Raw genomic sequence first — 13,874 nt, 5'->3', positions numbered from 1 at the left:
ATGCTTGCCTCACACACCTTGTGTCGAGGCACGTATGGACGATCCAGCCAACAACAAGCCGCCTACCCTGTGGCAGATGCTGCACAGCGTCGTCGCCGCCGCCTTTGGCGTACAGAGCGGCAAGAACCGCGCCCGCGACTTCACCCATGGCAAGCCCAGCCACTTTGTGGTTCTGGGCATTCTGTTCACGGCGGTGTTTGCCTTGACCCTGTTCGGCATCGTCAAGCTGGTGTTGCTGCTGGCCGGCGTTTAGCGCAGCAGCAGTTGCATGCTGAAGGGATAGCGATAGGACGCGGGCTTGCCCACGGCGGACAGTGCACGAAAATTCACCGTCGGCGTGGGTCCCAACAATCGCCGCGCCTGGGCGGCATCGATCAGTTGGAATAACGCCTCACGGCGGTCGCGCCCGCCATAGGCGCCAATGTCCACGCCCTTGGCATCATCATGGATCAGCACCATCGCCCACCCGCCCACGGTGAAATGCCCGGCGACCAAGGACGACAACCGGCCGTTTAGACGCTCGCGCAAGATCTCCGGCGAGCTGTTGACCGCACTGAACAGCGCGTCCTTGCCGGGCAACCGCCCGCTGTCCTGGAACGCCTGCATGGCACCCAGCGCCATCTGATCGTTGGCCGACCACACCAGCGCCGTCTGCGGGTAGCGCTTGAACAGCTGCGTCGCTTGCTCAAAGGCGCGCTCGCGGCTCCACTCGCCATAGACCAACTGACGCAGGCGCACCTCGGGATGCTCGGCCAGTGCTCGGTGCATGCCTTGTTCTCGCAACAGGGCAACGGGGGTGGTCTTGATGCCGGAAAATGCCAACAGGTCGAGGGATTCGCCGGGCGCAACTCGACCGTGCTGGCGCAACATGTCCTTGAGCATCAAGTAGCCAGCCTGTTCGTCGTCGGCTACCAGGCTGCCAATCAAATTGATGCCATCGTGGGCACCCAACAAACGCACTTGGTCGGAGGTCAGCGCACTGGTCACCACCAGCAATTTGACGCCACTGCCCTGGGCCATGCGCAGAATCTGCGGTGCAACATACTGCTCATTCACCAGTACCAGGTAATCAGGCCGCTCGCTGCCTTGCAGCACCTCTCGGGCCTGGGTCAGCGTGTTGTGGGGATCGCGCTCGCCATAGCGCACACGCAAATCCAGGCCGAGGTCCTTGGCCGCGGCCTGCATGAACTGCGCATAGCTGACCCAAAAGGTTTCCGTCGACGTGCCCGGGTTGAGAAACACCACCGACGCCGCCTGGGCCATTCCGCAAAACGCCGGCACCAGCAACCACACGCACGTAAACAAAACCTTCAACATGGTTATTCAAGCCTTGAACATTGGCCGCCATGATACTGGCAATCAGACAGTCATTCGAGGCTCAGTCAACGCTCTTATTGATGGCCGACCCAAAACACCGCAGTCCCTACCACGAGAATGATCAGGAATAGAATGGCCCAGGCGTCCACAGTACTGTCGGGTTTACGGGCTTTTGTCGAATTGCTCATCGCATCGCCTCTTGTCGGTTTTATAGGTGATTGCATTCAGACTCGCCCACAGTAAAGTCGATGATTGCCCGCATGACAAATGTGGGTATGCTAAAAATCGTACCCATTAGTCGATTTGGTTCTTTGCATATACTCAAACATCACTTTTGCGCATAAACGCAAACTGGTATCGTGCCCCGGCTCCGTTGGGAGTGCGCGGCCGTGCGCGCAGATTTGCCGAGAACAGGACCTATATGTACGTATACGACGAATACGATCAGCGCATCATCGAGGACCGCGTCAAGCAGTTCCGTGATCAGACCCGACGCTACCTAGCAGGTGAACTGAGCGAAGAAGAGTTCCGCCCTCTGCGCCTGCAAAATGGCCTTTATGTGCAGCGCTTTGCGCCGATGCTGCGGGTGGCCGTGCCTTATGGCCAACTGACTTCGCGCCAGACGCGCATGATGGCCAAGATTGCCCGCGACTTCGACAAGGGCTACGCCCACATCAGTACCCGCCAGAACGTACAGTTCAACTGGCCGGCGCTGGAAGATGTGCCAGACATCCTGGCTGAACTGGCCACCGTGCAGATGCACGCCATTCAGACCAGCGGTAACTGCCTGCGCAACGTGACCACCGACCAATTCGCCGGGGTTGCCGCCGACGAACTGATCGACCCGCGCCCCTGGTGTGAAATCGTCCGCCAATGGACCACGTTCCACCCCGAATTCGCTTACCTGCCGCGCAAGTTCAAGATCGCCATCAATGGCTCGACGTCGGACCGTGCGGCGATCGAAGTGCATGACATCGGCCTGGAGCCGGTCCACAACGCCGCCGGCGAGCTTGGCTTCCGTGTCTTGGTGGGTGGCGGCCTGGGGCGTACCCCGGTGGTCGGCGCGTTTATCAACGAGTTCCTGCCGTGGCAGGACCTGCTGAGCTACCTCGACGCGATCCTGCGGGTCTACAACCGCTACGGCCGTCGCGACAACAAGTACAAGGCCCGGATCAAGATCCTGGTCAAAGCGCTGACCCCTGAGGTGTTCGCCCAGAAAGTCGACGCCGAGATGGAACACCTGCGCGGCGGCCAGACCACCCTGACCGAAGCCGAAGTCCACCGTGTGGCCAAGCACTTCGTCGACCCCGAGTACAAGGCCCTGAGCAATCAGGACGCCGAACTCGCCGCGCTCGACCAGCAGCACCCAGGCTTCGCTCGCTGGCGTACACGCAACACCCTGGCGCATAAAAAGCCGGGCTATATCGCCGTGACCCTGTCGCTCAAGCCTACCGGTGTCGCCCCCGGCGATATCACCGACAAGCAGCTGGACGCCGTGGCCGACCTGGCCGAGCGCTACAGCTTCGGTCAACTGCGCACCTCCCACGAGCAGAACATCATTCTCGCGGACGTGGAGCAGAGCCAACTGTTCACCCTGTGGGGCGAACTGCGCGAAGGGGGTTTTGCCACGCCGAACATCGGCCTGCTGACCGACATCATCTGCTGCCCGGGCGGCGACTTCTGCTCCCTGGCCAACGCCAAGTCGATCCCGATTGCCGAATCGATCCAGCGCCGTTTTGACGACCTGGACTACCTGTTCGACATCGGCGAGCTGGACCTGAACATTTCCGGCTGCATGAACGCCTGTGGTCACCACCACGTCGGCCACATCGGCATCCTGGGCGTGGACAAGAAAGGCGAAGAATTCTACCAAGTGTCCCTGGGTGGCAGCGCCAGCCGCGATGCGAGCCTGGGCAAGATCCTCGGCCCATCCTTCGCCCAGGAAGCCATGCCCGAGGTGATCGGCAAACTGATCGATGTGTACATCGAGCAGCGCACCGAAGATGAGCGTTTCATCGACACCTACCAGCGCATCGGCATTGACCTGTTCAAGGAGCGCGTCTATGCAGCGAATCATTAAGAACAACGAAGTCGTCGACGAAACCTGGCACCTGCTGCCCAAGGACGCGACCTTCGACGGCATCTCCAACTGCGACGACCTGATCGTGCCGCTGGCCCTGTGGCGCGAGCACGGCCATGCGCTCAAGGCCCGCGACGGCGGCCTGGGCGTGTGGCTGGACGCCGATGAAGAAGCCGAAGAGATCGGTGACGACGTGGCTCACTTCCAGGTCATCGCCCTGAACTTCCCGGCCTTCACCGACGGGCGCAACTACTCCAACGCGCGCCTGCTGCGTGACCGCTATGGTTACAAGGGCGAATTGCGCGCGATTGGCGACGTGCTGCGCGACCAGCTGTTCTACCTGCACCGCTGCGGGTTCGATGCCTTCGCCTTGCGCGCCGACAAAGACCCGTATGAAGCGCTGGAGAGCCTCAAGGATTTCTCCGTGACGTACCAGGCTGCAACGGACGAACCGCTGCCGCTGTTCCGTCGACGTTAAGCGTTAACGTCGTGAAAAGCCCTGGCATGCCAGGGCTTTTTTTATGCTTTGATTTTGATCGACGCCAGCACCTGTTTCTGCCCCATGGAACACGGCACACCTTCCGGCTGCGCCCGCACCGCCTCGATCACGCCCAGCAGCTGCGCCTTGCTGTGCGCCAGTTGCGCCTGCATCCCTTCGATCTGCTGCACCTTACGCTCCAACGCCTCAATCAGTTCCTCGCGCTTGTGCTCGCCCGGGGCCGGCATCAATGCCTTGAGTTCCTGCAAGGTAAACCCGGCCTGTTGCGCGCTCTGGATCAGTTGCAGGGTTTGCAGCGCTTCGGGTGCATAACGCCGATAGCCGTTGGCCTGCCTCCCCACCTGGCTGATCAACCCTTCGGCTTCATAAAAGCGAATACGCGACGCCGCCAGCCCGCTCTGTTTTGCCAGTTCGCCAATATTCATCGTCACGCCTGCTTGACATTAAAGTTAACTTTAATCTTAGCCTGAGGCCTCACCCGCTCAGGAGTCAACCATGTCACCTTTCAAACCCCTGCAACTGCCCAACGGCCAAGTCCTTGCCAACCGTATCGCCAAGGCCGCGATGGAGGAAAACATGGCGGACGCCCAACAAGCGCCGTCCAGCGAATTGAAGCAGCTGTACCAGGCCTGGGCGGATGGCGAGCCTGGCTTGCTGCTGACGGGCAACGTGATGATCGACCGCCGCGCGATGACCGGCCCCGGCGGCGTGGTCCTTGAAGACGAGCAGCAGCTCGACAGCTTTCGCGAATGGGCGGCCATCGGGCGAAACAAGGGCGGGCACTTCTGGGTCCAGCTCAATCATCCGGGGCGCCAGACGCCGGCCAACCTGCGCCAGCAAGCCTTGGCGCCTTCCGCCGTAGCCCTCGACCTGGGTGGTTTTTCGAAAATGTTCGCCAAGCCCAAGGCCATGTCCGAAGACCAGATACAGAACGTGATCACGCGCTTTGCCACCAGCGCGCACCTGGCCGAGAAAGCGGGCTTTAGCGGCGTGCAGATCCACGGCGCGCATGGCTACTTGCTAAGCCAATTTCTCTCGCCCCTGAGCAACCGGCGCACCGATCACTGGGGCGGCTCCCTGCAAAACCGCGCGCGCTTGCTGCTTGAAGTGATCAAGGCCGTTCGTGCCAGTGTCAGCCCCTCATTTTGCGTGGGGGTGAAACTCAACTCGGCAGACTTCCAGCGCGGCGGCTTCGACGCAGACGATGCGCGCGCCGTGGTCGAGTTGTTGAATCCGCTACCCATCGACCTGCTGGAGCTGTCCGGCGGTAGCTATGAAGCACCGGCCATGCAAGGCGAAGCCCGGGACGGGCGGACCCTGGCCCGCGAAGCGTATTTCCTGGAAATGGCCCGCGAACTGGCGGCCATCGCCAAAATGCCCGTGATGGTGACCGGTGGCATTCGTCGCCTGCCGGTGGTGCAGCAAGTCCTCGACAGCGGCATCGCCATGGCCGGCATTGCCACCGCCCTGACCCTGGAACCGCAACTGATCAAACACTGGCGCGAAGGGCGCGACCTCAACCCGCAACTGAAACCGATCAGCTGGCAGCGCAAGCCTCTCGCCGCCCTCGCCACCCTGGCCGTGGTGCGTGACCAGATGCGCCGCCTGAGCCGCGGCCAGCGCCCCAATCGCAAAGTCGCGCCCTGCATGGCGCTGCTCCGCGACCAATGGTTTATCGCCCGGCGCACTCGCCAATACCGCACAACCATGACGCAATCTTCACATTAAGCACGGAGCATTCGCCGTGATCGAACTGTCCTCTATTGATCAGCCACTTTTAACCTCACTGACGATTGGAGTTCTTCATGGCGAAAATCAACTTGGCCCAGCAATTGGCGTCCACCCTTGAACAGGCGGGCATCAAGCGCATCTGGGGCCTGACCGGCGACAGCCTCAACGGCCTCACCGACGCCCTGCGCACCATGGACAGCATCGAATGGATGCATGTGCGCCACGAGGAAGTCGCCGCCTTCGCCGCCGGTGCCGAAGCCGCCGCCACCGGCGAGTTGACGGTGTGCGCCGGCAGCTGCGGGCCGGGCAATCTGCATTTGATCAACGGCCTGTTCGATTGCCATCGCAACCACGTGCCGGTGCTGGCCATCGCCGCACAAATCCCGTCTTCCGAAATCGGCCTGAACTACTTCCAGGAAACCCATCCCCAGGAACTGTTCAAGGAGTGCAGCCACTTTATCGAACTGGTGACCAACCCCGAGCAGATGCCCCAGGTGCTGCATCGGGCCATGCGCTCGGCGATCCTCAACCGCGGCGTGGCGGTAGTGGTGATCCCTGGGGATGTGTCGCTGCTGGAAGTGGAAGACACGCTCAAACCCTGGCCGCCCCTGCATGCGCCGCGCACCCTGCCGGCAGAACAGGACCTGCAACGCCTGCGCGAAATCCTTAACAGCAGCCAGAAAACCACCCTGTTGTGCGGCAGCGGTTGCGCCGGCGCCCATGCCCAAGTGGTGGCCCTGGCGGATGCCTTGGGCGCGCCGGTGGTACACGCCTTGCGCGGCAAGGAGCATGTGGAATGGGACAACCCGTTCGACGTGGGCATGACCGGTCTGATCGGTTTCAGCTCCGGCTACCACGCCATGCTCAATTGCGACACGCTGATCATGCTCGGCACTGACTTCCCTTATCGCCAGTTCTACCCCACCGACGCGAAGATCATCCAAGTCGATCGCAACCCCCAGGCACTGGGCCGGCGCGCCACCCTGGACCTGGGCATCGCCGCTGACGTGAGCGAGACCCTCGATGCACTCCTGCCGCACCTGACCCGCAAGACCGACCGCAGCTTCCTCGAAACGTCCTTGGAGCACTACCAGAAAGCCCGCCAGGGCCTCGACGACCTGGCACAACCGTCAAAGCCCAACCGACCGATTCACCCACAATACGTGGCGCGCTTGCTCAGCGAACTGGCCGACGACGACGCGATCTTCACCGCCGACGTGGGCTCGCCCACCGTATGGGCCGCACGCTACCTGAAGATGAATGGTAAGCGCCGCCTGATCGGCTCGTTCAACCACGGCTCGATGGCCAATGCCATGCCCCAGGCCATCGGCGCGCAGGCGGCCTTCCCTGGGCGGCAGGTCATTTCGATGTCCGGCGACGGCGGTTTTACCATGTTGATGGGGGATTTCATCTCGCTCGCGCAGTTGAAACTGCCGGTGAAAGTCATCGTGTTCGATAACGCGTCACTCGGTTTTGTCGCCATGGAAATGAAAGCTGCCGGCTACCTTGACACCGGCACCGCGCTAAAAAACCCGGATTTCGCGGCGATGTCCAATGCCATGGGCATCCTGGGCATTCGCGTGGAGCAATCCGAAGACCTCGAACCGGCCCTGCGTCGCGCCCTGGCCCATGATGGCCCGGTGCTGGTAGACGTGGTGACGGCGACCCAGGAACTGGTGATGCCACCCAGCATCAAGCTGGAGCAGGCCAAGGGTTTCAGTCTGTACATGCTCAAGGCAGTGATGAGCGGGCGCGGCGATGAAGTGATCGAGTTGGCGCGTACCCACTGGTTGCGCTGATGTGAACACAGGCTGACGGGCTGGCTCGCGATTGCGCTGCTTCAGTGAATGCATCTTCAACTGATACATCGCCATCGCGAGCCAGCCCGCTCCCACATCGGCGATCAGCCGTGCTGTTTTTCTACCCACTTGCCGTAGGCATCGATAAACGCCTGCAGAAACGGCTTGGTCTTCTCCGACAGTTTGCCGGCCTCATCAAACACACTGCCCGCGCCACCCAGATAGGCTTCAGGCTGCTGCATGCACGGCACATCGAGGAACACCAGGGACTGGCGCAGATGGTGGTTGGCGCCAAAGCCGCCAATCGCCCCCGGCGAGACACTGATGATCGCCCCCGGCTTGCCACTCCAGGCGCTTTGCCCATAAGGGCGCGAGCCCACATCGATGGCATTCTTCAGCGGGGCGGGCACGGAGCGGTTGTATTCCGGGGTCACGAACAGCACTGCGTCGGATGACCGCACTTGTTGACGGAAAGTACTGTAGGCTGCGGGCGGCGATGCCCCGTCGATGTCCTCGTTGTAGAGCGGCAAATCGCCAATTTCGACAATGTTCAATGTGAGGTTGGCGGGGGCCAGTTCGGCCAATGCCAGGGCGACCTTGCGGTTGATCGACTCTTTTCTCAAGCTGCCCACCAGGACGGCAATCGTGTAGACCTTGCTCATTGAGGTTTCCCGACGTCTGACTAAAGGAGTGTGTAGTTATAAAGACTTCGCGGCGTGTTCACCAGAAGGTTCTGATATCCACCCCGGCGTCTGCCTCGCGATCGCCTGCGTAGGAAGCGTCTGAAAACTTCAGCGAATAGTATTTTTTTTCCATAGGTAAACTACCCCGCTCCATGACGGTCTACAGAACCGCAAATCGAGTGTTTATCTCCAGAGGTTCTAAACAGATGGCAGCAGTACTTGTCGGACAGTTCCATGCCAGAGACGCGGAAGGTCGCGTTTATTCGGTGCATGAGTTCCAGGAATCCATCCCACCGTTAGACGGCCTGGCTGGCTCGGCGCCCACCACAACCTACAAGCTGGCCATTGGCGACCGTGTAGAAAAACTGGACGGCGATGAATTCAGATTGATTCAGTCGGGGACCATTATCGTCCGCGAATCGGAAACCATCCGCGCGCAATAAGTTTGATCCCCCCGAGCGTACCAGCTCAGTCCTGGCCATTGACGGCATTGACTGGGCCGGGCGATCACGGGCGGCGCACCTCCGTCACTTCAATCCCCGGGTCCCCTTCAGTCTGTTTGAGCGTGACCATCAGTCGCCCCTTCTCGCCCTCTACGGCATACATCAAGCGCTTGTAGCCCGGCGTGCCATACGCGGGATACGCCACCACCTGCCTGACCAGCGTGATGCCCAATACCGTACCCACCTGCTCGCCCACCTGTTCCTGGGAACGGATGAACGCATCGAGTGCGAGGTTTTCGGGCGTAGTGTCGTCGGGATTGCTCAAGAGATAAGCGGCCACGCACCCCACGGTCACCAGGACCAGCAGTTGCCTGGCCGTTACCCCGAAAAGTTTCGTGGGCATCGGCATTTGAGACCAGACCTGTTTTTGTTGTAAGTGCCGGGTAACCGGCATTGGTCGTTGATGATCAGACGAGCCATTCTAGTGAGGTCTGGGCCGAACGCCAGATGCCGCAGTGTTTTTTCTGCGCGCCGGCTTGAACCATTGAATCCCCACCCCACTGCACATAGACTCCGGCCATGCGTTTACGTCATATCGAAGTGATTCAGGCCATCTTGCAGACCGGACACCTCGGCACGGCCGCCGAATGGTTGCAACTCCCCGTGGGCGATGTGGACGCAGCGCTCAAGGACGCCGAGCAGCAACTGGGCTTTATGTTGTTCGCCAGCGTGCGCGGACGCCTGCAGCCAACACGGGAAACCCTGGAGTTGCAGGCGCAAATCGCCCATGTGTATGAAGCGCTGGAGCCGCTGCAACGCCTGGCCAGCCGCCTGAAACACCATCACGCGCCAACCCTGCGCGCCCTGTGTACGCCGCCCCTGGCCAATCAACTGCTGCCACACAGCATTGCCGTGCTGCGCCGGCGCTTCCAGGACACGCCGTGCAACCTGTCGAGCCAGCCGACCCGCGAGATCGTCAGGAGCCTGTTGCTGCACGAGGCCGATGTGGGCCTGAGCCTGCATGACCCGGAACATCCGCAGATCCAAAGCAGCGTATTGGCCCAGGGCAAACTGCAATTGCTCGCGCCCCATGGCTGGCTCAAACCCAAGCAGAAGTACATCGCCCTGCAGGACCTGGCCGGGCAGTCGATGATCGGGCTGGAGGGCCAAGACCCGCTCAGTCGCCTGCTCGACGCCAAGCTGCAAGCCCTGCGCCCGTTGCCGGTGGTGCAGACACGGGTGCAGACCTACCAGATGATGCGCAGCATGGTGGAGGCCGGTGAAGGTTTGGCGATTGTCGACCCGTTCACCGCGTTCGGCGCCCGGGAGGCCGGGCTGGACGCGTGCCCGGTATCGCCGCCGATCATGGTCAGCCTGTATGCGCTGACCCTCAGGGACGGCGTGACGTCACCGGCATTGAATGCGCTGCTGGAGATTGTCACGCAGAAAGCTGAAGGCCTGCTGGCGAGCTGAACGCGTCAGACCGCTTCGACTTCCGTCTTGAACAAGCGATACCAGAAAATCGCCACCTCGCGGGTTTGCGGGTCGATCCCGCGATAGCGCAGGTGATCGATCCCGCCCATCACATACCCGCAACGCTCATACAGACGGCAGGCGCCGAGGTTGTTGTTCTGGGTCTCCAGCATCATGCCCGTCAGGTTTTTCTTGCGACTCCAGAACTGCGCCACGTCCAACAGCGCCTTGGCCACGCCATGACGGCGCGCGGGCAACGCCACGGCCAGCTCGTCAACGTGCGCGAAACCGTTCCAATTGGTACTCACCACGACATGCCCGACCGCTCGATCGTCGAGAAAGGCCATGAAGATCGCGCTGTCGGGCGCGTCGCGAAAACTGGCGAACTCCTCCGGGTCGATGCCGTAGCACTTACGATAGGGCAGGATGCGCTCCACGGGCCACTGTTCGACCCGCTTGCCCATCTCCGGCACGCCATAGGCGCTGACCTCAAAACTGAAATCATTGCCCCACACGTAAGCGTCGAAGCCCTCGTCGGCGACCCGCACACTGAGCCCTGGATACTTCGGGTTCATTACAGCTTGCATAAACATCCTTAACCCTTAATGCAATCGACGGTATAACAACGACCACTGCCGTCATCTTCGTGTTGCAACCCATGAACATCCGCGACAAAACCGGGGAAACTGCTATCGAACGTGCGGGCAAACGCCAGGTAGTCGATGATCGAACGCGTTGCCTCGGTAAAGCGCTCGCCCGGCATGATCAACGGAATGCCCGGCGGATAAGGCACCAGCATCACGGCGGCGATGCGCCCTGGCAAGGCATCAATGGGCACCGCCTCCACTTCCCCCCTGACCAATTGGTCATAGGCGTCGGCCGGTTTCATCGCGATTTCGGGCAAAACGGTGTACATCCGCTTGAGGTGTTTGGCGGTGGCGTTGCTACGGTAGCAGCTATGCAATTGATCGCACAGGTCGCGCAGCCCCAGCCCTTGATAGCGCGCCGGGCTCTGGGCGAATACCGAAGGCAGGCAACTGGCGAGGCTGACGTTGGCGTCGTAGTTGCGCTTGAATTCCAGCAACTCGGTGAGCAAGGTACTCCATTTGCCCTTGGTGATCCCCATGGAAAACAGCACGAGGAACGAATAAAGCCCGGTCTTTTCCACCACCAGACCACGCTCCCAGAGGAATTTGCTGACCACCGCAGCAGGAATCCCGCAGTCGCTCAACGCGCCGCCGGCATTGAGGCCGGGCATCACCAACGTGACTTTGATCGGGTCCAGCAGCACGTAATCTTCGACTATGTCACCAAAGCCATGCCAATCATCCTGCGGCTGCAACAGCCAATCTGCCGTGACGACCCGGTCGATGCCGGCCACGGACGGCGGCTGCCAGATGGAAAACCACCAATCCTCGGCGGCGATGTGCTGGCGCAGGTTGGCCAGGGCGCGGCGGAAACTCAAGGCTTCGTCGAACATTTCCTGCAAAAGAGAGCGCCCCGCCGGGCCTTCCATCATCGCCGAAGCCACATCCAGCGAGGCGATGATGCTGTATTGCGGCGAGGTAGAGATATGCATCATGAACGCTTCGTTGAACCGATCGCGATCCAACTGCCGCGCGCCGCCGTCCTGCACATGAATCATCGACGCCTGGCTGAACGCCGCCAGCAACTTGTGCGTGGAATGCGTGGTGAACACCAGCGGGCTGTCCGGCGTGCGTGAAGTACACATGCCATAGCGCCCGGCGAAGAATTCGTGGAACGCCGCGTAGGCGTACCAGGCTTCGTCAAAGTGCAGCACCTCGACACTGTTACCCAATTGCTGCTTGATCAGCTCGGCGTTGTAACACAGGCCGTCGTAGGTGGAGTTGGTGACCACCGCCAACTTCACTTTCGCCGGCCGGCCACGGGTCAGCGGGCTGGCCTCGATCTTGGCGCGGATCGACGCGGGGCTGAATTCGCTGAGGGGGATCGGGCCAATGATGCCCAGTTCATTACGCTCCGGGCACAGGTACAGCGGGATCGCGCCGGTCATGATGATCGAGTGCAACACCGACTTGTGGCAGTTGCGGTCGACCAGCACCAAGTCATCACGACCGACCATCGAGTGCCAGACGATCTTGTTGGCGGTCGAGGTGCCATTGATCACAAAGAAGGTGTGATCGGCGCCAAAATTACGCGCGGCGCGCGCTTCTGCTTCGGCCAGCGGCCCGGTGTGATCGAGCAGCGAGCCCAACTCCGGCACAGAAACGGACAGGTCGGAGCGCAGCGTATTTTCCCCGAAAAACTGATGAAACGCCTGCCCCACCGGGCTTTTGCGATAGGCCACGCCACCACCGTGACCGGGCGTGTGCCAGGAGTAATTGGAGTCGGCGGTGTGTTGAACCAGGGCTTTGAAGAAGGGCGGCAACAAGCCATCGAGGTAAGTGCGTGCGGCGCGGGCAACTTGTCTGGCAAGAAACGGCACAGTGTCTTCGAACAGGTAAAGAATCCCGCGCAGTTGGTTGAGTTCGCTCATCGCATCGGCGGGGGCGTTTTCCAGGGTGACTTGTTCACCCAAGGCAAAAATCGGCAGGTTGGGCGCCCTCAGACGCGCCAGTCGGATCAGTTCGACCATGTTTTGCAGCAGATGCGTGTTTTCCCCTGCGCCTTCGGCAGCGATCAACATGCATGCCAGGCCATGGTGGGTCGAGGCCACCAGCCGGCCTTCGGCGTAGTCCACCGCAGAAAAGATACCGAAGCCCTCTTGTTCCAGCTCTTGAGCGATACCTCGGACCCGGTCGCCGGCAACGGTGTCGGCCTTGATGTCGCGATGCACGATAAGGATGGGGAACTTCAGGTCTTTGTACATGAGTGCTTTTAGTCCTGAGGGTGATGCACTCAGGGTAGAAGCTGTGAGCGGATGTAGCGAATGAAGATTTTGAAGGCAGCGACTCACCAATGTGGGAGGGAGCTTGCTCCCGATAGCGGCGTGCCAGTCGACATTGATGCCACAGATCCACCGCTATCGGGAGCAAGCCCCCTCCCACAGTGTTTGACTGCGCTCAGCCAGATTATTGCTGGGTCAGTTGGGTCCACAACGCCGGCGCGCCCGCCGACTTGGCAATCGCTTCCAGACGCGCCGCATGCTCAGCCAGGTCCTGCGCGCTGGCGCGGATGATCGGCGCCGGTTTGCGATCAGCCGGCAGACGACGGATTTCCGAAGGGCGATTGCCCGAACCTTCCGCCGAACCGGCACCGTCGGAGGCGTTGCCGGCCAGGGACAGGCTGGTCTGCCCGCCGGTCATGGTCAGGTAAACGTCGGCCAGGATCTCGGAGTCGAGCAACGCGCCGTGCAGCTCACGGCCGGAGTTGTCGACGCCGTAGCGTTTACACAAGGCATCCAGGCTATTGCGCTGGCCCGGGTGACGTTCACGGGCCATCATCAAGGTGTCGAGGATCGAGCAGTGCCGGGAAATATCCGCGCGATCCGTCTGCCCCATCAGGGCAAATTCGTTATTGATGAAGCCGACGTCGAACGCCGCGTTATGGATGATCAACTGCGCGCCGTTGATGAACTCGAAGAACTCGTCGGCGACTTCCGCGAAGCGCGGCTTGCCCTTGAGGAATTCGTCGGTGATACCGTGGACGCCGATCGCGCCCTCGTCACTGTCCCGGTCCGGTTGCAGGTAGACGTGAAAGTGACGGCCGGTGAGGCGACGGCCCATCAATTCGACGCAGCCGATTTCAATGATCCGGTGGCCATCGGTCACCGGCATGCCGGTGGTTTCGGTATCGAGTACAACAGATCGGATGGCCATCAGGGTTCAGCTCTCAACGGTGTGGTGTATTTCAAGGGGCGCAATCTTA

The 13,874-nt window shown here is 61.0% G+C and carries 14 protein-coding genes; 7 read left to right on the top strand and 7 right to left on the bottom strand.

Annotation, left to right across the window (positions count from 1 at the left end):
- Nucleotides 1–34 precede the first annotated feature (34 nt).
- Complete coding sequence (locus J2Y83_RS11470; RefSeq protein WP_247397725.1) at nucleotides 35–253, top strand: DUF2970 domain-containing protein; 219 nt, start codon at nucleotides 35–37, stop codon at nucleotides 251–253.
- Here J2Y83_RS11470 and J2Y83_RS11465 read toward each other — a convergent pair.
- Nucleotides 250–1,317, bottom strand: a complete 1,068-nt coding sequence (locus tag J2Y83_RS11465) for an ABC transporter substrate-binding protein (RefSeq protein WP_253395253.1) — start codon at nucleotides 1,315–1,317, stop codon at nucleotides 250–252. The two genes, J2Y83_RS11470 and J2Y83_RS11465, sit on opposite strands and share 4 nt — an antisense overlap.
- Nucleotides 1,318–1,738: 421 nt before the next feature.
- Here J2Y83_RS11465 and J2Y83_RS11460 point away from each other — a divergent pair, with 421 nt between their 5' ends.
- Together J2Y83_RS11460 and J2Y83_RS11455 are read left to right on the top strand one after the other, a co-directional pair.
- On the top strand, nucleotides 1,739–3,397 hold the full coding sequence (locus J2Y83_RS11460; protein ID WP_253395250.1) for a nitrite/sulfite reductase: 1,659 nt from the start codon (nucleotides 1,739–1,741) through the stop codon (nucleotides 3,395–3,397).
- Nucleotides 3,381–3,875, top strand: a complete 495-nt coding sequence (locus J2Y83_RS11455) for a DUF934 domain-containing protein (RefSeq protein WP_247397716.1) — start codon at nucleotides 3,381–3,383, stop codon at nucleotides 3,873–3,875. Before J2Y83_RS11460 ends, J2Y83_RS11455 begins: the two co-directional genes overlap by 17 nt.
- A 41-nt stretch (nucleotides 3,876–3,916) precedes the next feature.
- On the opposite strand, the gene J2Y83_RS11450 is transcribed toward J2Y83_RS11455, so the two are convergent.
- Nucleotides 3,917–4,321: a MerR family transcriptional regulator gene (locus tag J2Y83_RS11450; RefSeq protein WP_253395249.1), complete on the bottom strand. Its 405-nt coding sequence runs from the start codon at nucleotides 4,319–4,321 to the stop codon at nucleotides 3,917–3,919.
- Between the two features lie 70 nt (nucleotides 4,322–4,391).
- On the opposite strand from J2Y83_RS11450, the gene J2Y83_RS11445 reads away from it, so the two are divergent.
- Both J2Y83_RS11445 and poxB read left to right on the top strand, forming a co-directional pair.
- Nucleotides 4,392–5,624, top strand: coding sequence for an NADH:flavin oxidoreductase/NADH oxidase family protein (locus J2Y83_RS11445; RefSeq protein ID WP_253395247.1), 1,233 nt, complete (start codon nucleotides 4,392–4,394; stop codon nucleotides 5,622–5,624).
- Between the two features lie 77 nt (nucleotides 5,625–5,701).
- Nucleotides 5,702–7,426, top strand: coding sequence for a ubiquinone-dependent pyruvate dehydrogenase (gene poxB, locus J2Y83_RS11440; RefSeq protein ID WP_253395245.1), 1,725 nt, complete (start codon nucleotides 5,702–5,704; stop codon nucleotides 7,424–7,426).
- 104 nt (nucleotides 7,427–7,530) lie between these two features.
- Here poxB and J2Y83_RS11435 read toward each other — a convergent pair whose 3' ends face one another.
- Nucleotides 7,531–8,088 carry an NADPH-dependent FMN reductase gene (locus J2Y83_RS11435; protein WP_247399385.1) on the bottom strand — a complete coding sequence of 186 codons (558 nt, stop codon included), beginning with the start codon at nucleotides 8,086–8,088 and terminating at the stop codon, nucleotides 7,531–7,533.
- 227 nt (nucleotides 8,089–8,315) lie between these two features.
- On the opposite strand from J2Y83_RS11435, the gene J2Y83_RS11430 reads away from it, so the two are divergent.
- Nucleotides 8,316–8,552, top strand: coding sequence for a hypothetical protein (locus J2Y83_RS11430; RefSeq protein WP_247399382.1), 237 nt, complete (start codon nucleotides 8,316–8,318; stop codon nucleotides 8,550–8,552).
- 64 nt (nucleotides 8,553–8,616) lie between these two features.
- On the opposite strand, the gene J2Y83_RS11425 is transcribed toward J2Y83_RS11430, so the two are convergent.
- Nucleotides 8,617–8,961 carry a hypothetical protein gene (locus J2Y83_RS11425; RefSeq protein ID WP_253395243.1) on the bottom strand — a complete coding sequence of 115 codons (345 nt, stop codon included), beginning with the start codon at nucleotides 8,959–8,961 and terminating at the stop codon, nucleotides 8,617–8,619.
- A 170-nt stretch (nucleotides 8,962–9,131) separates the two neighbouring features.
- On the opposite strand from J2Y83_RS11425, the gene J2Y83_RS11420 reads away from it, so the two are divergent.
- Nucleotides 9,132–10,025, top strand: a complete 894-nt coding sequence (locus tag J2Y83_RS11420) for a LysR substrate-binding domain-containing protein (RefSeq protein ID WP_253395241.1) — start codon at nucleotides 9,132–9,134, stop codon at nucleotides 10,023–10,025.
- A 5-nt stretch (nucleotides 10,026–10,030) separates the two neighbouring features.
- Here the strand turns inward: J2Y83_RS11420 and J2Y83_RS11415 are convergent, their stop codons facing one another.
- From J2Y83_RS11415 to dnaQ, 3 genes are all read right to left on the bottom strand, one after another.
- A complete protein-coding gene (locus tag J2Y83_RS11415) occupies nucleotides 10,031–10,600 on the bottom strand; it encodes a GNAT family N-acetyltransferase (protein WP_253400379.1) in 570 nt (189 codons plus the stop codon).
- A 20-nt stretch (nucleotides 10,601–10,620) separates the two neighbouring features.
- A complete protein-coding gene (locus J2Y83_RS11410; protein ID WP_253395239.1) occupies nucleotides 10,621–12,876 on the bottom strand; it encodes an Orn/Lys/Arg decarboxylase N-terminal domain-containing protein in 2,256 nt (751 codons plus the stop codon).
- A gap of 202 nt (nucleotides 12,877–13,078) precedes the next feature.
- Nucleotides 13,079–13,819, bottom strand: a complete 741-nt coding sequence (dnaQ, locus tag J2Y83_RS11405) for a DNA polymerase III subunit epsilon (protein WP_253400378.1) — start codon at nucleotides 13,817–13,819, stop codon at nucleotides 13,079–13,081.
- Nucleotides 13,820–13,874 lie beyond the last annotated feature (55 nt).

It is taken from the genome of Pseudomonas marginalis (assembly GCF_024169655.1).
Taxonomy (GTDB): domain Bacteria; phylum Pseudomonadota; class Gammaproteobacteria; order Pseudomonadales; family Pseudomonadaceae; genus Aquipseudomonas; species Aquipseudomonas paraveronii.
This window is presented reverse-complemented; position numbering and strand designations above follow the sequence as displayed.